General features: G+C 45.7%; 17 protein-coding genes and 1 other RNA gene. 15 read left to right on the forward strand and 3 right to left on the reverse strand.

The window, feature by feature from the left end:
• Nucleotides 1–55 precede the first annotated feature (55 nt).
• From ACQY6I_RS01535 to ACQY6I_RS01545, 3 genes are read right to left on the reverse strand one after another with little or no spacing between them, the layout of a single operon-like run.
• On the reverse strand, nt 56–652 hold the full coding sequence (locus ACQY6I_RS01535) for a D-sedoheptulose-7-phosphate isomerase (RefSeq protein ID WP_428239710.1): 597 nt from the start codon (nt 650–652) through the stop codon (nt 56–58).
• Nucleotides 649–1,032 (reverse strand): YraN family protein, encoded by a 384-nt coding sequence (locus tag ACQY6I_RS01540; protein WP_428239711.1) that lies wholly within the window; start codon nt 1,030–1,032, stop codon nt 649–651. Before ACQY6I_RS01540 ends, ACQY6I_RS01535 begins: the two co-directional genes overlap by 4 nt.
• Nucleotides 1,033–1,035: 3 nt before the next feature.
• Nucleotides 1,036–2,832, reverse strand: a complete 1,797-nt coding sequence (locus ACQY6I_RS01545; RefSeq protein ID WP_428239712.1) for a penicillin-binding protein activator — start codon at nt 2,830–2,832, stop codon at nt 1,036–1,038.
• Between the two features lie 97 nt (nt 2,833–2,929).
• Between ACQY6I_RS01545 and rsmI the strand changes: the two genes are divergently transcribed.
• The 15 genes from rsmI to ftsA all read left to right on the forward strand — a co-directional run bounded on the left by rsmI (nt 2,930) and on the right by ftsA (nt 18,867).
• On the forward strand, nt 2,930–3,790 hold the full coding sequence (gene rsmI, locus ACQY6I_RS01550; RefSeq protein ID WP_428239713.1) for a 16S rRNA (cytidine(1402)-2'-O)-methyltransferase: 861 nt from the start codon (nt 2,930–2,932) through the stop codon (nt 3,788–3,790).
• A 35-nt stretch (nt 3,791–3,825) separates the two neighbouring features.
• Nucleotides 3,826–4,169: RNase P RNA component class A (gene rnpB, locus ACQY6I_RS01555), an RNA gene on the forward strand.
• 349 nt (nt 4,170–4,518) lie between these two features.
• Entirely contained in the window at nt 4,519–4,992 is a 474-nt protein-coding gene (gene mraZ / locus ACQY6I_RS01560; RefSeq protein ID WP_044616951.1) for a division/cell wall cluster transcriptional repressor MraZ, read from the forward strand.
• 10 nt (nt 4,993–5,002) lie between these two features.
• Nucleotides 5,003–5,929 (forward strand): 16S rRNA (cytosine(1402)-N(4))-methyltransferase RsmH, encoded by a 927-nt coding sequence (gene rsmH, locus ACQY6I_RS01565; protein ID WP_428239714.1) that lies wholly within the window; start codon nt 5,003–5,005, stop codon nt 5,927–5,929.
• A gap of 2 nt (nt 5,930–5,931) precedes the next feature.
• A complete protein-coding gene (gene ftsL, locus ACQY6I_RS01570; protein WP_428239715.1) occupies nt 5,932–6,198 on the forward strand; it encodes a cell division protein FtsL in 267 nt (88 codons plus the stop codon).
• Entirely contained in the window at nt 6,195–7,913 is a 1,719-nt protein-coding gene (locus ACQY6I_RS01575; RefSeq protein WP_428239716.1) for a peptidoglycan D,D-transpeptidase FtsI family protein, read from the forward strand. Before ftsL ends, ACQY6I_RS01575 begins: the two co-directional genes overlap by 4 nt.
• The gene (locus tag ACQY6I_RS01580) at nt 7,910–9,361 is read left to right on the forward strand and encodes a UDP-N-acetylmuramoyl-L-alanyl-D-glutamate--2,6-diaminopimelate ligase (RefSeq protein WP_428239717.1); all 1,452 of its coding nucleotides are present in this window, start codon (nt 7,910–7,912) and stop codon (nt 9,359–9,361) included. The genes ACQY6I_RS01575 and ACQY6I_RS01580 overlap by 4 nt, the downstream gene beginning before the upstream one ends.
• Nucleotides 9,358–10,710, forward strand: a complete 1,353-nt coding sequence (locus ACQY6I_RS01585) for a UDP-N-acetylmuramoyl-tripeptide--D-alanyl-D-alanine ligase (protein WP_428239718.1) — start codon at nt 9,358–9,360, stop codon at nt 10,708–10,710. The genes ACQY6I_RS01580 and ACQY6I_RS01585 overlap by 4 nt, the downstream gene beginning before the upstream one ends.
• Complete coding sequence (gene mraY, locus ACQY6I_RS01590; RefSeq protein ID WP_428239719.1) at nt 10,707–11,792, forward strand: phospho-N-acetylmuramoyl-pentapeptide-transferase; 1,086 nt, start codon at nt 10,707–10,709, stop codon at nt 11,790–11,792. The genes ACQY6I_RS01585 and mraY overlap by 4 nt, the downstream gene beginning before the upstream one ends.
• 3 nt (nt 11,793–11,795) lie before the next feature.
• The gene (gene murD / locus ACQY6I_RS01595) at nt 11,796–13,154 is read left to right on the forward strand and encodes a UDP-N-acetylmuramoyl-L-alanine--D-glutamate ligase (RefSeq protein WP_428239720.1); all 1,359 of its coding nucleotides are present in this window, start codon (nt 11,796–11,798) and stop codon (nt 13,152–13,154) included.
• Nucleotides 13,151–14,314, forward strand: coding sequence for a putative lipid II flippase FtsW (gene ftsW / locus ACQY6I_RS01600; RefSeq protein ID WP_428239721.1), 1,164 nt, complete (start codon nt 13,151–13,153; stop codon nt 14,312–14,314). Before murD ends, ftsW begins: the two co-directional genes overlap by 4 nt.
• The gene (murG, locus tag ACQY6I_RS01605) at nt 14,311–15,390 is read left to right on the forward strand and encodes an undecaprenyldiphospho-muramoylpentapeptide beta-N-acetylglucosaminyltransferase (protein ID WP_428239722.1); all 1,080 of its coding nucleotides are present in this window, start codon (nt 14,311–14,313) and stop codon (nt 15,388–15,390) included. Before ftsW ends, murG begins: the two co-directional genes overlap by 4 nt.
• A 6-nt stretch (nt 15,391–15,396) precedes the next feature.
• A complete protein-coding gene (murC, locus tag ACQY6I_RS01610) occupies nt 15,397–16,827 on the forward strand; it encodes a UDP-N-acetylmuramate--L-alanine ligase (RefSeq protein ID WP_428239723.1) in 1,431 nt (476 codons plus the stop codon).
• Entirely contained in the window at nt 16,824–17,639 is an 816-nt protein-coding gene (locus tag ACQY6I_RS01615; protein WP_428239724.1) for a cell division protein FtsQ/DivIB, read from the forward strand. The genes murC and ACQY6I_RS01615 overlap by 4 nt, the downstream gene beginning before the upstream one ends.
• Entirely contained in the window at nt 17,626–18,867 is a 1,242-nt protein-coding gene (ftsA, locus tag ACQY6I_RS01620; RefSeq protein WP_044616963.1) for a cell division protein FtsA, read from the forward strand. The genes ACQY6I_RS01615 and ftsA overlap by 14 nt, the downstream gene beginning before the upstream one ends.
• Nucleotides 18,868–18,950 lie beyond the last annotated feature (83 nt).

The following is an 18,950-nucleotide window of genomic DNA, read 5'->3' on the forward strand; positions in this document are numbered from 1 at the left end:
TTGGAATCTCTGAGAGACTCCGACACTCGTTAACCTGGCAATCAATTCTGTCAGGTTAATAATATTCCGCTCCGAAGAGCAGATTTTCGACCAGATCCACCAGACAATGTGTGACCAGTGTCTGTATTTCAAGGACTCGTGGTGGACTATTGCTTGGGATGCGAATCTCCAGTTCAGGTTCACAAAGCATCTGGCCGATCATGCCGCCATCTTTTCCAGTAACAGCGACAACCATCATCCCCTTGTCCCGAGCGGCGTTGATTGCCTCATAGATGCTCCGGCATGCTCCGTCAGGACTATACGCAACCAGAATGTCACCGGCCTGAGCCAGAGTTCTTATCTGTCTCTCAAATGCCATCCCGACAGCGAAATCCACATCGATCCCTGACATCATCATGTGGCTAGCGCTGAGGTTTACGATGGGGAGACCAGGGCGCTCCCGCTGTAATTTTCCTGTGAGCGAATAGCTTAATAGTTCGGCAGACAATGCTGAAGTGCCATTTCCGCAGGTAAGAATTTTGGCGTCGTTAACCAAGCTAGAAACAATGTATTCCGCGGCCACCGCAATACCTGGAGACACAACGTCCATCACTCGGTGTGTATTGGTCAGATGATCCTCAAATAGTTCATCGATACGCTGTCTTAAATTCATGCAGATTCTCCGAATGCATTCTGGAGCCAGTCGATTTCATAGCTTTCTCCCGTAGTGGAAATGACGTCAAACCGGCAGGCTGGCGGACGATTACCGTAACGCTCCTGCAAATAGGTCTTGGCGGCAAGAATAATTTTCTTCTGCTTGCTGGAGTTGACGGTGTCTGCTCCAGTGCCAAAACTTGTTTGCCGGCGATGTCGAACCTCCACAAATATCAGAATGTTTTCCGGACTGGTACAAATCAAATCTATTTCCCCACCTTTGCAACGGTAGTTGCGGTCGAGCACTTTCAAGCCTTGGGTGCGAAGAAAGCTGGCAGCCGCATTTTCTGCTTGTTGACCACTGTTATTGGCAGGTGTTTGTTTATGAAAGCCGAACAAAAGTTAGCGCTCCTCCAGCGTTGACAGAATAGGTTGTGCCAGCCCGTCTTTTATTTGAGCCCACTCCAGCTCCCTTTTTACTTTGCTCTCGCTATCGATGGATAGGATACCTGTCATTCCGTGCAGTCTGGCTCCAGGCACTTGGACCAGTTGTCGTAGTCTTGGGTAGAGTGCATAAGCATCCACGCCAAGTGCGTAGAGCCGGTCATAGCCCAGCACGTCTTTGTTGCCAAAGATGTCATGGATCTGTTGTTTGAGCTCCGGTTGGGAGAGTTGCCAGGGCATATCGACAAATCGTATGGATTCGATATCTTTGTTTTTTGCTGGATCGTCTGTGCCACCATATAGTGTGGAGATTCCATATACTGGCACGTCCGCTGCGTATTGGAAGTCAAATAATGGTTTTAGCTGTCTGGCTTCGGCTGGTAGGGCGGCCAGAAATATCAGATCGAAATCCTGGCGTCTTCTTGGCTCATACTCGACAGATTCGCCAATGGTACGCTCAAGAGCAGCCGTACGATTGACACTGGCATCGACGTTGAATAAATGCCGAACGACTCTCAGGTAATCGGTCTTATTCTGGGCATCAAAATGAGCCTGACTGGCTATGCTACCGCCTAGTTGTCTCCACGTATTGGAGAAGGTGCTGCTGATTCTATCTCCCCAATTGCCATTAGGGACCAGAACGACTGCTGATCGATGTCCGTCCAGAAATGCTTTTCTGGCAACTTGTGCTGCTTCATCCTCTGGCGCCAGGCCAAATTGATATACATTTCGGTTGGTCTCACTGTGGTCTGCCACGTTGTTTAAGGCCAGTACTGGAGTTGGAAGGGCGGGCTGATCCAGTAATTCAGATACCAGTTTCTTTTCTAAAGGACCAATGAATAGCTGTGTGCCCTGAGCCACTAATGTTGTATACGTACCCAGGATATCATCAAGGTTGGCAGTATCCACCAAAACAACCTCCGGTACCTCGCGACCATTTTCAACAGCTTGATAATAAGAGGCCATAAAGCCGTCCCGAATCGAGTCACCGGTTTTGCTCAAAGGGCCGGTCAGTGGCAATAATAAAGCTATTTTCCGTGGTTTTTCCTGAGCTATTTGTGTCAGCAGTGCAAGGCTTTCGGGCAGTTTCTGAGATGCCGGGTGTCGGGGGTGGCCGGTAATCCAGGTATTAATAGCGGTTACCTGGGAATCGATATCTGCTTCAGCATCATTGTTGACCAATGCCAGCTCCATCCACCCTTGCAGATCAGGACTGGTTTCGCGTCCTGCCAGCGCCTGTATGTCCTGTTCGGGAACCAGCTGCAGATCCGACCAAATCATCTCATGATTTTGAGAGTATTCCGGTTCTGATAATACGGGGGCCAGGTATATGCGTTCTCGCGCGCCAGCCAGATACTGTCCAGATAACTCCCAGGCTGAGGCACGAAGAAGGCTAATCTGCACAAGTTGTTCCTGTGGCAGGCTGTCAAAAAGATACGTGTATTCACCGGCCAGCCAGACCAGTGCTTGTTGTGGGTCAGACGAAGCCAGGAATACCTTGCCTGCCAGTAATGCATAACGTGTTTGATTTTTAATATTTAAGGCAGAAAAATCGGTTTCCTTGAGGATTAGTGCGGCTTTTTCGAACTCAAAATTGTTGTAGAGATTTTCTGCAGCTGACAAGCGGTCTTCGTCTGATGCATGGGCACCCAGTGTTGTTGATGATGATTCTCCATTGGTGTGCGGTTTGGACTGGTTACCCGCACAGGCGGAGAGGAAGCCAACAAAAACCAGTATCCAAAGCTTATTTTGCATGTCATGACCCATTTGTTTGTACGATGAAAATGTAAAGTGGGTTATTCTATCTTCTTCTGCAGGTCTAACGCATCTATCCAGTGTCAGTGAGTCTATCGTGTCAACGCAAAGTCTTTTTGGAACCCTTTACATTGTTGCTACACCAATTGGAAATCTTTCCGATATCACCTACCGTGCTGTGCAAATTCTGACCGAAGCGGACTTAATCTTTGCTGAAGATACGCGCAATACTCGAAAGTTGCTTGATCATTATCAGATTGTCACTCCGGTTCAGACGTTGCATGAGCACAATGAAAAAGAGTCGGTACAAAAGGTTCTGGCTCTATTGAAGCAAGGGCAGAATATTGCGCTGGTATCGGATGCGGGAACGCCATTAATTTCTGATCCTGGTTTCGTGCTTGTTTCAGAGCTGCGAAAAAGCGGTGCGACTATTGTGCCTGTTCCAGGAGCGAGTGCGGTGATTGCTGCGCTGTCGGTTGCCGGTATTGCCACTGATCACTTTTCTTTTGAAGGTTTTTTGCCGTCAAAAGAAGTGGCTCGTCAGGAAGTTCTGAGTGGGCTTTCGGGTGAGGTCAGAACGATGGTGTTTTACGAAGCGCCTCACCGGCTGTCTGCAACGCTGGCTGATATGATGCAGGCGTTTGGTGCTGAACGTAGAACTGTGTTGTGTCGAGAGCTTACCAAAACTTATGAAACTATCCATTCGGCACCTTTGTCAGAATTATTGTTATGGGTAAATCAGGATGCCAATCAGCAGCGCGGAGAAATAGTGCTGGTTGTCCAGGGAGTGGATAAAAGCCGACGCCATGACGAACTCAGCAGTTATGACAAGCATCTGATTAAAGCCCTGTTGGAAGAGTTGCCGCTTAAGCGTGCAGCGGTGGTTTGTGCAAGGTTGACAGGGAAGGCAAAACGGAGTTTTTACGACTTTGGCATGCAATTGCAAAAAAATAACTAGCGTTTCTGCGTCATATCATTAACCTTCCCGCCTGCTGAGTCGGCCAGACAGTCGCTGCCAGATTTATCTGGGGGAGGAAAGTCCGGGCTCCACAGGGTAAGGTGCCAGGTAACGCCTGGGGGGCGAAAGCCTACGGAAAGTGCAACAGAAAATATACCGCCTGTCTCTGACAGGTAAGGGTGAAATGGTGCGGTAAGAGCGCACCGCGTAACTGGTAACAGTTGCGGCACGGCAAACCCCACCTGGAGCAAGGCCAAATAGGGTTCCATATGGTGTGACCCGCATTGGAACCGGGTAGGCTGCTTGAATGTACTGGTAACGGTGCGTCTAGATGAATGGCTGTCCACGACAGAACCCGGCTTATCGGCCGACTCAGCAATCCTCCTTTCTTTATTTGTCAGTTAGTACTAACAAACTATTCTCTAATGAAAAAATATTCTTTTGCTTTTTAAAGTAGGTGAACACTTACTTATAACTTCATGATTTATAAGTTTTTTTTGTTTATTTTATCGAAATCATAACCCCTCCACTTTATGGACTAGCTTCCTAACCCCTTGTCAGTAAAGGTTTTTTTGAGAATGAGCACCCGTTTTTGAACTTGCAAAGGTCCAGATGCAGTCCTATAGTGTCGGGATGTGGGATATTGTGGTTAAAAGTGGGTGAAAGTGGAATGATTCGCTCTTTTGAACCACAGGTGACATGTCAGTGACCACTAACCCGGGTTAAAAATGTCTGAAATCAGCAAGCGCATCAGTTTACGAGGTGTTCATCACCTCTCTTTAGACGCAAAGGGCCGTATGGCGGTCCCTGCGCGTTATCGCGCGCTGCTGTCCGATTGGTGCGACTCTCAACTGGTCGTCACCATAGATACTCAAGACAAGTGTTTGCTGATGTATCCGTTGCCTGAATGGGAAAAAATCGAAGAAAAGCTAATGGCGCTTGCGAACTACCAGGGGCCAAATCGAAGAATTCAGCGATTGTTGTTGGGATATGCAACCGATTTGGAAATTGATACTAACGGTCGGATTTTATTGCCGGGAACTCTTCGTGATTATGCAGTACTGGATAAAAAAATGGTGATGTTGGGGCAGGGAAATAAGTTTGAACTGTGGGATGAGGCAACTTGGGAGGCAAGAAGACAGGAGTATCTATGTCAGGAAGACGAAGAGTTGCCAGAAGAACTACTGAATATCTCTCTATAGGAAACATGTGATGACAGAGGGATTCAAGCATAAAACCGTCCTGTTGGATGAGGCGGTCGAACAGTTAGTCATCGATCCATCGGGTGTCTATTTCGATGGAACCTTTGGGCGTGGCGGGCATAGTCGCCTTATATTGAGCTGTTTATCCAGCGCAGGCGCTCTTGTGGCTGTAGACAAAGATCCTGAAGCAATTCAGGAAGGTGACAGTCTGGTTGCTGAGGATTCGCGTTTTACAATGGTGCCAGGATCCTTTGCCGGTATTGAGTCGATCTCTCATTCCAAAGAAATACTGTTTGATGGCGTGTTGCTTGATCTGGGTGTTTCGTCCCCGCAGTTGGATGATGTTGATCGCGGATTCAGTTTCAGTCAGAACGGTCCTCTGGATATGCGAATGGACATCTCCTCAGGCATGACCGCCGCAGACTGGATCAATACTGCTGCTGAACAGGAAATCGCAGATGTTCTTTGGCAGTACGGGGAAGAGCGTTTTTCTCGTCGCATGGCAAAAGCCATCGTTGAACGCAGGATCGGTACACCCTTCACACATACATTGGATTTGGCCGATGTAATTGCCAAGGCCAATCCTCGCTGGGAAAAAAGAATTCATCCTGCCACCCGGGCATTTCAGGCTATCAGAATCTTTATTAACAACGAACTCTCTGATCTTGAGGTTTTGCTGGCTACCCTGGATTCCGTATTGAAACCAGGTGGTCGTTTGGTTGTGATTAGCTTTCACAGCCTGGAGGACCGCTTGGTTAAACGCTTTATTCAGCAACATGAAAAAGATCCCTGGCCTGAAGGGCTGCCTATTCAAGGAAAGCAGTTTACTCCTCGTTTTCGCAGAGTCGGAAAGGCTATGAAAGCCAGTGCTGAGGAAATTGCTATAAATCCTAGGGCCCGAAGTGCTGTGATGCGTGTGGCGGAGAAGGCCAGATAATTATGGTTAAGGTCATAACCGGAGTGTTGGTGATCTTGGTACTGGCTTCAGGTGTAGGGGTCATTTATAGCACGCACCTGACGCGCAGCTATTTTACGCAGCTGCAGCAATTGGAAAAAGAAAGCGAAAAATTAAATACGTTGTATGGAAAATTACTACTTGAAGAGAGCGCGTTGTCTGCACCTGCGCGGATTGAGAACAAGGCCCGGGAGAGAGGCATGATTAACCCCAAGACTGATCAAATCAAAGTTCTGCAGGAGCAACCTTGAACACCACTTTGCAGAACAATGGCAGGCAATTATTAGTTTACCTGATGCTGTTATCGGCGTTGGGGGCCGTGATCTGGAAAACTATTACGCTTCAGGTATTGGAAAAAAGTTTTTTGATCAATCAGGGTGATGCGCGAATTGAGGATACCCGAGAGTTGGTTGCTACCCGGGGAGTAATAACCGATCGAAATGGAAAAACTCTGGCTATGAGTACACCGCTTATTACGCTAACGGCGGAGCCTCGTAAGCTGGATGTTGACACTTTGCCATTGATTTCCAGACTGACAGATGTGTCTCTTGGTACGTTGAAAAAGCGCTACCAGCGCAGTTCTTCATATATGTTGATTCGCCGTCATATGGTTCCTCAGGAAGCAGAAAAAATTCTGGCATTAAGGTCAGAGAATAAAGGACTAAGAGGATTACGTTCAGAAGCAGAGTATCGTCGCTATTATCCGGCGGGAGAAGTGACCAGTCAGATCGTTGGTTTAACTAACGTAGATGAACAGGGTCAAGAAGGTCTCGAATTATCATTTGATTCTTACTTGTCTGGTCGTAATGGGAAAAAATCTGTTTTAACGGATGTATATGGACAGATTATTCGTGATGTGGAATTAACAGCTCCAGCAAAAAACGGGACTAATTTGGTATTGAGTATCGATCTTGATCTTCAGTACATGGCTTATCGCGAATTACTGGCAGCGGTAATCCGGCATAAGGCCCGCTCAGGGTCTCTGGTTATTCTTGATGTAAAAACCGGAGATATTCTGGCTATGGTCAACCAGCCATCCTTTAATCCCAATAATCGCAGTAAGCTTAGTCCTGGAAGTATGCGCAACCGAGCTGTTACTGATGCAATTGAACCGGGATCTGTCATCAAGGCATTGACTCTTTCCGCAGCGCTTGAAACCGGTAAGTTTACAGTTGATCAGATGTTCAACACATCTCCGGGGTGGCGGCGTATCAATGGTTATACTATTCGCGATACTCACGACTACGGTGTTTTGAGCTTTGAAAAAGTACTGATTAAATCCAGTAATATCGGTGCTTCAGAAATTGCTCTCAAGGTCGGTCCTCAAAAGATGTTTAAAACCTTTCATGACTTTGGTCTTGGGCAAAGTACCGGGATTGGTTTTCCTGGCGAAGCAAATGGCGTACTGCCTAACAGAGTAAACTGGAAAGATATCGAACTGGCCACTCTTTCATATGGTTATGGCCTCACCGTAACACCGCTGCAGCTAGCTGTGGCGTACGCAGCAATTGCTAATCACGGAAAAAGAGTAACACCTCATATTGTGCTAAATGATGCCAGAGTTCAGAGCACTCAAATTATTTCAGAAAAAACAGCTCGCCTTATGACCCAGATGATGGAACAGGTGATTGAGAATGGTACCGGAAAAAAAGCCCGCAGCGATTTATATCGGATAGCAGGTAAGACGGGTACGGCTCATAAAGTTGGCAAGCATGGTTATGATGATAATAGGTATGCAGCTTCGTTTGCTGGATTTGCACCAGTGAGTAATCCCAGGCTGGCGATGATTGTCAGTCTTGATGATGTGGTCGGTGATGAATACTACGGCGGAGAGGTTTCTGCACCTGTATTCGGGGCTGTGATGGAGCAGGCTCTAAGACATTTAGGCGTGAAACCGGATAAACAGAACAGTGATGTCAAAGACTATATAGCGAGCGATATTTTCTCATCAGGAGGCAATCAATGACTGCATTGTCTCTAAACAGATACTTTCCTGATGCTGCTTTTGAGCTAATGATTACTGGTATTCAACCAGACAGTCGTTTAGTTACTCAGGGTGATTTGTTTGTTGCTATGAAAGGCGCTCATCATGATGGTTTGATGTTTGTTGCTGAAGCAGAAAAAAAAGGCGCTGTCGCTGTATTGACGGATTCCGGCGCCCCGGTAAATACGTTATTACCGGTATTTAGAGTGACTGATATGCCAGCAGTTTTAAGTCAGCTGGCGGTTGATGTATATGAAAACCCCAGCCAGCGTCTGCATATGATTGGTGTGACGGGAACGAATGGTAAAACCTCCACCTGCCAGTTCATTGCTCAGATGCTGAGCTTGTTAGATCGGCGCACTGCTTATATTGGTACTAATGGTCAGGGTATTTGGCCGAATTTGTCCATGATTGATAACACCACTTTAGATATTGTGCGTAATCAGCAGGTACTTAGACAGTTTGCGGACAATGGTGCTTCATATTGTGCGATGGAGGTGTCCTCTCATGGCTTGGATCAACAGCGTATTCGAGGTATCGCTTTTGAGTGTGCGGTGTTTACCAATCTGAGCCGTGATCATCTGGACTATCATAAAACGCTGGAAGCATATGGCACCGCTAAGAAGAAGCTTTTTACTGATTATGATGTCGAAAAAGCGGTGATCAATCTGGATGATGCATTGGGGAGAGAACTGCTTGATATAACAAAACTGAATTGTCTGAGTTATTCTATTGTTGATCAGCATGCTGACCTTTTTGTGTCAGATATCGTGTTTCAACCTCAGGGAATGTCTTTCAATCTTCATTTCCATCATCAGATAGAAAGTGTATCGGTTGGTTTGATTGGCAGGTTTAATATTGCCAACATACTGGCAGCTGCAGGCGTACTGATACAACAGGGTTACTCATTGCCTCAAATAGCTTCGGTACTGCCTGAGCTGCATCCCATACAAGGACGGATGCAGCTCATTACCGGTGAGCATCACAAAACGGTTTCTATCGATTATTCACATACTCCCGATTCTCTGGAAAAGGCCTTGTTGGCCATGCGCGATCATTGTAGTGGTCAACTATGGGTGGTGTTTGGTTGTGGTGGAGACCGTGATTCAGGAAAAAGACCACTGATGGCGCAAGTGGCAGAACGTTTTGCGGACCATGTTGTGGTCACAGATGATAATCCTCGTACTGAGTCTTCGAGTGCCATTATGGCCGACATTCGTGATGGTTTTTCTGAATCTGAAATTGAAAATGTGCGGTTTATTGCTGACAGAAAGCAGGCGATAAAACATACGTTGTTGAAGATGAGGACTGGTGACAGCGTATTGATTGCCGGTAAGGGGCATGAGGATTACCAGATTGTCGGAACGAAAAAACACCACTTCTCTGACTATGAAGTCGTTACAAAGTTGGCAGCGGAGGTGGGTTTATGATTCGTACATTCAATTTGTCAGAACTACACCAGATAATTCCCGGAGCAACCTTAAAAGGTCAGGATGTTGCGGTGACATCCATATCGACTGATAGTCGTAGTCTCAAGGCCGGAGAAACATACCTGGCACTCAAAGGCCTCCATTTCGATGGTCACCAGTTTGTCGCGCAATGTATTGAAAAAGGTGCGGTAGCACTCGTTGTAGAACACCAGCATGACACGGATATACCGCAATTGATCGTACCAGATAGTCTGGTGGCATTGTCCCTTATAGCTCAATTTAATCGAAGACTGTGTAACGGAAATATTTTGGGTTTAACGGGAAGTGCCGGCAAGACATCTACCAAGGAAATGTTGCTGTCTGTGTGTTCTTTGCATGGTAACACCATTGCGACTCAGGCAAATTTGAATAATAACATTGGTGTTCCCTTTACATTGCTGAGAATTGCTGGGAACACAGAGTTTGCCATCGTGGAAATGGGTACAAATACACCTGGAGAAATCAATTTTTCCAGTAGGTGTGCTGAACCGGACATTGGTTTGATTCTCAACGCCTCAGAACAACATTACGAAGGCTTTGGCAGTTTGGCTGCGATACGCGAAGAAAAATCAGATCTACTGAATGGTATGTCTCAAGGCGGTACAGCAATTCTGAATGCTGATGATGGCGCTTATAACGGATGGTTAGAGAAAGCGCGGGAAAAATCATTAAAAGTCGTTTCCTTTGCTGTTAAACGAAATGATGCAGATTTTACTGCAGATCAACTAACCAGTGATGAAAATGGGAAGTTTTCATTTCAATTGCGAACTGGCGGAGAAAAAGTTCGTATTGCATTAAATGTTGCTGGCCGCCACCAGGTTTCTAATGCGTTGGCTTGTGCAGCCATGGCTTATGCCGCGGGCATAAAGCTGGTGACCATTCAAAAAGGCTTGGAACGTTTTGTCGGTGTGACTAAGCGGCTCGAAGTTTTAAATGGTATCAATGGAACGTGGATCTATAACGATACTTATAATGCCAGTCCTGCGTCTGTTTATGCAGGACTTGACCTGATGGCAGATATTACCGGCAGAAGCATTGCAGTATTGGGCGATATGGCTGAACTTGGTGGCGAAAGTATTTCACTTCATAAAGCCATCAGTCACTACGCGGAACGGAAAGCCAATCTGGTATTTTTTTATGGTCCACAGTTTGCGGGTGCCGCCGTTCAGAATGTTTATCTGGATAAACTTGAATTAATCACCGCGATAAAAGCAATTCTGCGAAAAAATGACAGGATATTGGTTAAGGGTGCTAACTGTATGAAGATGCAAGATGTAGTAAACGCATTAATACTGGAGAGTGCCCAATGATTTACTGGCTCTCACCTTATTTAGAACATATTCACTCTGGTTTTGGAGTACTTCAGTATCTGACCATGAGGGCGATTCTGGGAGTATTGACGGCATTGGCTGTCAGTTTATTTTTGGGCCCCAGAATGATTGAGCGCTTGAAGCATTATCAGATCGGTCAGGCTGTTCGAAGTGATGGACCTCAAACTCACTTAAGCAAAGCCGGTACTCCCACAATGGGTGGCGCTTTGATTTTGGTATCGATGATTGTCAGTACTTTGTTGTGGTCTGATCTGACTAATCGTTATGTCTGGGTTGTAGTTGTCGTTACTATCATGTTTGGCGCCGTTGGTTGGGTGGATGACTATAAAAAAGTCGTACAAAAAAACTCAAGAGGATTACCTGCCAGGTGGAAGTATTTTTGGCAATCCATTGCAGGTTTTGGAGCGGCTATATTCCTTTTTTCCACTGCCACGAGTCCGATAGAAACTTCGTTAATCCTGCCTTTCTTTAAGAATGTTGCGTTACCGTTAAGTGGGGCATTGTTTGTATTGTTGACGTACTTTGTCATTGTCGGTACCAGCAACGCTGTCAACCTGACGGATGGTTTGGATGGACTGGCTATATTGCCATCTGTCTTGATTTCGGGAGCATTTGCGATATTTGCTTATGTTACCGGCAACATTAATTTTGCCGAATATCTGAATATCCCATATGTCGCAGGCAGTGGCGAAATGATTATTTTTTGCGGCTCAATTGTCGGAGCCGGTTTAGGGTTTTTGTGGTTTAACACCTACCCGGCTCAGGTATTTATGGGCGATGTCGGAGCACTTGCATTAGGAGCTGCCATTGGTGTGGTTGCCGTCATTGTCCGCCAGGAAATTGTATTGGTTATTATGGGAGGAGTTTTTGTCGCAGAAACGCTTTCCGTTATTTTACAGGTTGCCTCGTTCAAGTTGACTGGAAAGCGAATTTTTCGCATGGCGCCTCTGCATCACCATTATGAATTAAAAGGCTGGCCGGAGCCGCGAGTGATTGTTCGTTTCTGGATTATTACCGTGGTTCTGGTGCTTATCGGTCTGGCAACGTTGAAAATCAGGTAAGACATGGAACAACAGCTCAACAGTAAAAAATATGCAGTTGTCGGTCTGGGAATGACCGGGCTTTCTGCTGCCCGTTATTTACTGAGCAAAAAACGGTCGGTTCTAATAATGGATACCCGTATCAATCCTCCTGGTTTGAAAGAACTTACCGAGCAGTATCCGAATGTCAGAGTCTTAACGGGGGCGCTTGATCCGGAAAAGCTTATCGAGGTTGACGAAATCATCCTTAGTCCGGGTTTGTCTGTTCATTTGCCAGAAATACAGCATGCAATTAAGAGCGGAGTACAGGTATCCGGTGATATTGATCTGTTTTTGGAGCAGCTTGATAGTACTCAAACTCAAGTGATTGCGATTACTGGCTCAAATGGAAAAAGTACGGTTACCGCATTGGTCGGAGAAATGGCAAGAGCAGCAAGCTCGCGGACAGCTGTATGTGGCAATATCGGGGTGCCGGTGTTGGATTTTGTAGATCGGGATCTTGATTTCGTCGTTTTGGAGTTGTCCAGTTTTCAATTGGAAACACTGAATCGTATGTCTGGTCATATTGCCACTATTCTGAATATCTCTGAAGATCACATGGATCGTTACGAGAGTATTGAAGACTATGTCCGGGCAAAGCAGCGAATATTAATGGGTAGTCGGGCCGTCGTGGTAAATCTGGATGATGACTACACAACGTGTGGACAGAACTATCCAGCTGCTCATGTCGATTACAGTCTGGAAGTTTCTGTCAAAAATGGTTTTTCTCTTCAGGTGACTGAAGATGGTAATAAAGCCATTCTGTTTAATGGCGATGAAATTTGGGTCAACGGTTCGCAGTTAAAACTAAAAGGCTTGCATAACCTGGCTAACATTATGGCGGCATTTTCATTAGGGCAATTAGCCGGTATCCGCAAGGAGATAATGGTCGATGTCGCCTGTCGTTTTGCTGGTCTCGATCATCGCTGTGAATGGGTTGCAGAGAAAAATGGCACTGTTTTTATCGATGACTCAAAAGGTACTAATGTTGGAGCTACAATAGCGGCATTAAGGGGATTGGGTGATGAATCTCTAAAGCATATTGTTTTGATCGCAGGCGGAATTGGCAAAGGAGCGGATTTCCACGAACTTGGTCAAATGATTCAACGTTTTTGCCGAAAAGTAATTTTGATTGGACAGGATGCTGAATTGATTGCGAAGCACTTAAATTCTATCGAGCATCTATTTACGGATACATTGCAGAACGCTGTCGATAAGGCTTATGAAGTAGCAAAGCCGGGTGACCTGGTATTGCTGTCCCCAGCCTGTGCCAGTATGGATATGTTTAAGAATTTTGAGGATCGAGGAAATCAGTTCAAACGAATTGTGGGAGAGTTGCAATGACCACGATTCCGATGGTGTCTGATGTCAGTCATGAGGGCTCTTACTATGACAAGTGGTTCATGGTAGCGGTGATTAGTTTATTGGCAATTGGATTTTTGGTTGTCTGTTCTTCATCCATTGAGTACTCAAACAAGCTTTATGGCAGTTCTTTCTCAATTGTGATTCGTCACGGTATATACATATTTATAGGGCTTGTAGCAGCCCTTGTCATTAGGCAAATACCTATTGCTGTCTGGCAGAAAAATGACTGGATCTTATTGTTGTTAGGCCTAGCACTGTTGGTAGCGGTACTGATTCCTGGTATTGGGAGGTTAGTGAACGGTAGTTGGCGCTGGATAAGACTTGGTCCAATTGGCATCCAATCAAGTGAATTAATGAAGTTTTTTTTGGTGATTTATATATCCGGTTATCTGATCAGAAGAGCTGAAGAAGTCAAAAGTCAGTGGTCAGGGTTTCTGAAACCGATTGTGGTATTGGCAATTGTTATTGTATTGCTGCTGTTGGAGCCTGACTTTGGTGCTGTTGTCGTCACTCTGTCGGCAGTGTTGGGAATGATGTTTTTAGGCGGAGTCAGGGCCAGCCAGTTCTTTGTCCTGGTCGTTGTTTGTTCAGCAGCAGTTGGTTTGTTGGCTATTGAGCAACCTTATCGGGTTCAGCGTTTGCTAGCATTTACCGATCCATGGTCTTCAGAAAATGTATTTGGATCGGGTTATCAATTAACGCAAGCACTTATTGCTTTTGGTCGTGGTGAATGGTTTGGAGTCGGGATTGGTAACAGTATCTTGAAACTGTTTTATCTGCCCGAAGCGCATACCGATTTTGTGTTCGCCATTCTTGGTGAAGAGTATGGATTATTTGGTGTTATGGTTGTTTTGGCACTGTTTACCGTTCTGATTGCAAGGATTTTCGTAGCTGGTCGTCTGGCGGAACAAAAACAACAGATTTTTTCTGCATATGTTTGTTATGGAATTGCCATTATTCTAGCTGTTCAGGCGCTCATTAATGTGGGGGTTAATATTGGTTTGTTACCCACTAAAGGACTGACTTTGCCACTACTTAGTTATGGTGGCTCCAGTATCGTTGTGACTCTTGGAATGCTGGCCTTTGTGGCACGCGCTTATAGCGAAGCATTGAGTGTTTCGACGGAGGAAGCGCAATGAGTTGGAAAGTGCTGGTAATGGCGGGTGGTACTGGGGGACATATTTATCCGGCTATGGCAGTGGCAGAAACGATGGTCAAACAAGGGATGCTTGTTCACTGGTTGGGTGCTATGCGTGGGATGGAGGCAGATCTTGTGGCTAACACCGAATTTCCGTTGCACTTGCTACCGGTTACAGCATATCAGGGAGGCGGTTTAAAGCGTAAATTCATTGCGCCATTGAATCTCTTAAGATCAGTATATGCGGCATTACGGATACTCGATCAGGTGAAGCCGGATATGGTCGTTGGCTTTGGTGGGTATGCATCGGCGCCCGGAGCAATTGCTGCCAAGATAAAACGTATCCCGGTGTTAATCCATGAGCAGAACGGAACGCCCGGAATGACCAATGCCTATTTGAGTCGTTGGGTGGAAAAAGTGATTCAGGCTTTTCCTCAGACGTTTCCAGAAAAGGTTAATCCAATTACCTTGGGTAACCCTGTGCGGGGCAAGCTGGCTAATGTTAAAAAAATGCAGGAATGTGAAAACCTGCAGCGGGTCTTAATTCTGGGTGGTAGTTCAGGTGCTCAATCATTGAATATCATTATGCCAGAAGTATTTTCACAGATTGATGAGCGACAAAGACCGGAAATTTATCATCAAACTGGTCAAGGAAAGTTGGAAGAGACATTGTCCTGTTATCAACAGTGTGGTGTTGAGGCAAATGTTGTTGAGTATATAGATAATATGGCAACAGCTTATGACTGGGCAGAGCTGGTGATATCCAGATCCGGAGCCTCGACTGTTTCTGAATTGGCGGTAGCCGGCAGACCTTCGATCCTGATTCCCTATCCGTGGCATAAAGATCAGCAGCAGTACTTTAATGCCAGAGTGTTAACCGACATCCATGGGGCAGTTGTGTGTGAGCAGAATGAACAATTGAGCCAAAATCTGCTGCATCATATTAAACAATTAATGGGCAATCCAAAGACGCTGGTTAACATGGCCACCGCTTTGGAACAAGTTGCTATTCGGGATTCAGCGGAAAGAATTGTGCGTTTGATCGAGAAATTTTTGACAGGAAGAAGGCAGGGGTAATGCGAAATGACTAAAGTGACCTTTGAAATTCCTGAAATGCGAAGAATCAAAAATATCCACTTCATCGGTATTGGTGGAGTCGGGATGTGCGGTATTGCGGAAGTTCTATTGAACCAGGGATATCACATTAGTGGATCAGATATTCGGTCTTCTGCGGTAACTCAGCGTCTGGAACAACTAGGTGCCCGCATTGCCATTGGACATAGTGCAGAGAACGTCATGAATGTTGATGTTGTAGTTGTCTCCAGTGCAATTGATACCAAAAATCCGGAAGTACATCAGGCAAACGAACTGCGTATACCGATTGTGCCGAGAGCAGAAATGCTTGGCGAATTGATGAGATTTCGTCATGGTATTGCCATCGCCGGAACGCATGGGAAAACCACTACAACCAGTATTATGGCATCGGTTCTGGCAGAGGCTAATTTGGATCCTACATTCGTGATTGGAGGCAAGTTAACCAGCGCGGGAACGAATGCAAAGTTAGGTACCAGTCACTATCTCGTCGCTGAAGCCGATGAGAGTGACGCGTCATTTTTGCACCTGCAGCCGATGACGGCAATTGTTACCAATATCGATGCAGATCATATGTCCACTTATGGTGGGGATTTTGAACAGGTTAAGGATGCTTTCGTCAGCTTTTTACACAACTTGCCATTTTATGGACTGGCGGTTGTCTGTGTTGATGATGAACATGTGAAATCAATATTGCCGAAGTTAACCAGACAATTTGTGACCTATGGTTTTTCGTCGAAAGCTGATTATCAGGCTTACGATGTACTGCAGAATGGGATGAAAACTCAATTTAAAGTTAAGCGTCCAGGATATAGTGAGGATCTCGAAATTACCATTAACATGCCTGGTCGACATAATGTTCAAAATGCATTGGCAGCGATTGCTGTGGCGAGCGATGAGGGGATATCGGATATTGCAATCGTCCAGGGTTTAGAGCGTTTCCGAGGAGTGGGAAGGCGGTTTCAAGTGCAAGGCGAATTTTCTACAGATAATGGCGCAGTGATGTTGGTAGATGACTATGGTCATCACCCAAGGGAAGTGGATGTTACGATTGCCGCAATTCGTGAAGGTTTTCCTGAACGTAGACTGGTAACTATTTTTCAGCCGCACAGATATACCCGTACCCGGGACTTATATGAGGATTTTGTGTCGGTCTTATCCAAGGTGGATGTTTTGCTATTGATGGAAGTATATCCCGCAGGTGAGGAGCCAATTAATGGTGCGGATGGGCGTAGTTTGTGCCGCAGTATTCGCCAAAGAGGCAGAATAGATCCTATATTTGTTGAGGATAAGAAACTACTGCCAGGAATACTGAAGGATATATTGCAGGACGGAGATTTGCTGCTTACTCAGGGTGCAGGAAATATTGGGCTGATATCTGTGGAGTTGTCTGAGAACAATCTGGGGTTTGCAAAATCATGACCTTAGCAATCACTCGGGAGCAGCCCAGGGTCAGAGGTGCGACCAGAAAAAAACAAAAGAAACCCAGTAAAGTTTTCAGCTACATTCGGGTGTTACTGAGTTTGCGAGTCTGGAGTGTTATTGCTGTATTTGCTGTTACCGTTTGTCTGCTGTTTTTTACTGCTGTAGGAATTCAAAAAATACGTTGGTCTGTCTCCAGCGTTAAATTTAATCAGGTATTGATATATGAAGATGCTGATGCATTTAAGCAGTATTTATCAGGGTTGGTTGGTGTGAACTTGTTGACCGGAGGGTTGCAGCAGGTCAAAACCGATATCGAGTCATTCCCCTGGATTGCTTCTGCATCATTGTCTTTGGAGTGGCCTGGAGTGTTGCAGGTGTCGGTTGAAGAAGAGAAACCATTGGCATACTGGAATAACTCCGGTGTTGTCAGTCAAACGGGGAAAATCTTCAACTCAGAGACCAACTCTTTGATGTTGCCTAGATTATACGGCCCAAAAGGATCTCTCGATACTGTCATGCAGCAATATGTAACCTTTAGTTCCGCTTTGTTACGTCAGGGGTTGGTGCTTGATTCGCTAATCATGACCGCTGATGGTGGAGTGAGTTTAAAGACAGAATCGGGTATGGAAATTTTGCTGGGCAGAAAAGATATTACCGAGCGTTTTGATTCGGTACTTAGTGTTCTGGCTAGAAGTAGTCAGTATGTGAACCAGATAAAATACCTTGATGCGCGGTATGAACATGCAGTGGCGCTGAAAGTGAATGAACAACAAGTTGTGAGTGGAGAAGAAACAAATGGCCGCGGCTAATCACGGACAATTACTCGTCGGACTGGATATCGGCACTTCAAAAGTTGTTGCTATCGTTGGGACGGTAACAGCCGATGGCGGTATTGAGATAGTAGGGCTGGGATCGCATAAGTCCCGAGGGCTGAAAAAAGGTGTGGTCGTTAACATCGAATCGACCGTTCAATCTATCCAGCGAGCCATTGAAGAAGCTGAACTTATGTCTGGTTGTGATATTCACTCCGTTCATGTGGGTATTGCCGGAAGTCACATTCATAGTTTGAACAGCCATGGCATTGTTGCAGTTCGCGACAAAGAGGTCATTGAGGCTGATATCGAAAGAGTTTTGGATGCGGCAAAAGCTATTGCTGTACCTGCGGATCAGAAAATTCTTCATATTCTGCCTCAGGAATACATTATTGATAGTCAGGAAGGCATTAAAGAACCACTGGGTATGTGTGGAGTCCGTTTAGAAGCGCGTGTACATGTTGTGACTGGTGCGCTTAACGCGATTCAGAACATTGAGAAATGTATTCGACGCTGTGGACTGGAAGTGGAGGAAATTATTTTGGAGCAGTTGGCTTCCAGCCATGCTGTGCTGACTGACGATGAAAGGGAGTTAGGGGTTTGTCTTGTGGATATCGGTGGTGGAACGACAGATATCGCCATATTTACCGAAGGTGCTATCAGACATACTGCCGTGATTCCAATTGCCGGCGATCAGGTAACCAATGATATTGCCATGGCATTTGCAACTCCCACGCAGCATGCCGAAGACATAAAGATCAAATATGCATGTGCATTAGCGCAATTAGCGAATGAAAACGAAACGATTCAGGTTCCCAGTGTAGGTGATCGACCAGCCAGGTCGTTGACGCGCCAGGCATTGGCAGAAGTTGTTGAACCTCGTTATGAAGAATTGTTCACCCTTATTCAAGCCGAATTGAGAAGAAGTGGATTCGAAGATCTCATTCCCTCTGGAATTGTTTTGACAGGTGGAACAGCAAAAATGGAAGGAGCCGTTGAGTTGGCTGAGGAGGTATTTCATGTACCGGTTCGATTAGCGAGCCCCCAAGAAATTACAGGTTTAACAGATATCGTAAGAAATCCGATTTATTCGACAGGTGTGGGATTGTTGATGCATGCAGCAAAACAAGTTCACGAGGGGGGAGTTCCCCAGGCTAAAGCCTATGTCGAAGAACAAGACGGTGTCTTGGTACGTATTAAAGAATGGTTTAAACGAAATTTTTAAGTTTTTTGAGACATACAGTCGGTCTGGATGATTTGACTGTATTAACCAAAAGCAGAGGAGCAGGGCTATGTCCTTTAAAGATC

This window comes from Gynuella sp., assembly GCF_050297175.1.
In the GTDB taxonomy this organism is placed as follows: domain Bacteria; phylum Pseudomonadota; class Gammaproteobacteria; order Pseudomonadales; family Natronospirillaceae; genus Gynuella.

Excerpts from the sequence above, each read along its gene's own strand:
- ACQY6I_RS01535 (WP_428239710.1), bottom strand. The coding sequence starts at position 652 with ATGAATTTAAGACAGCGTATCGATGAACTATTTGAGGATCATCTGACC.
- ACQY6I_RS01545 (WP_428239712.1), bottom strand. The coding sequence starts at position 2,832 with ATGCAAAATAAGCTTTGGATACTGGTTTTTGTTGGCTTCCTCTCCGCC.
- mraZ (WP_044616951.1), top strand. The coding sequence starts at position 4,519 with ATGTCTGAAATCAGCAAGCGCATCAGTTTACGAGGTGTTCATCACCTC.
- rsmH (WP_428239714.1), top strand. The coding sequence starts at position 5,003 with ATGACAGAGGGATTCAAGCATAAAACCGTCCTGTTGGATGAGGCGGTC.
- ftsL (WP_428239715.1), top strand. The coding sequence starts at position 5,932 with ATGGTTAAGGTCATAACCGGAGTGTTGGTGATCTTGGTACTGGCTTCA.
- ACQY6I_RS01580 (WP_428239717.1), top strand. The coding sequence starts at position 7,910 with ATGACTGCATTGTCTCTAAACAGATACTTTCCTGATGCTGCTTTTGAG.
- ACQY6I_RS01585 (WP_428239718.1), top strand. The coding sequence starts at position 9,358 with ATGATTCGTACATTCAATTTGTCAGAACTACACCAGATAATTCCCGGA.
- mraY (WP_428239719.1), top strand. The coding sequence starts at position 10,707 with ATGATTTACTGGCTCTCACCTTATTTAGAACATATTCACTCTGGTTTT.
- murD (WP_428239720.1), top strand. The coding sequence starts at position 11,796 with ATGGAACAACAGCTCAACAGTAAAAAATATGCAGTTGTCGGTCTGGGA.
- ftsW (WP_428239721.1), top strand. The coding sequence starts at position 13,151 with ATGACCACGATTCCGATGGTGTCTGATGTCAGTCATGAGGGCTCTTAC.
- murG (WP_428239722.1), top strand. The coding sequence starts at position 14,311 with ATGAGTTGGAAAGTGCTGGTAATGGCGGGTGGTACTGGGGGACATATT.
- murC (WP_428239723.1), top strand. The coding sequence starts at position 15,397 with ATGACTAAAGTGACCTTTGAAATTCCTGAAATGCGAAGAATCAAAAAT.
- ACQY6I_RS01615 (WP_428239724.1), top strand. The coding sequence starts at position 16,824 with ATGACCTTAGCAATCACTCGGGAGCAGCCCAGGGTCAGAGGTGCGACC.
- ftsA (WP_044616963.1), top strand. The coding sequence starts at position 17,626 with ATGGCCGCGGCTAATCACGGACAATTACTCGTCGGACTGGATATCGGC.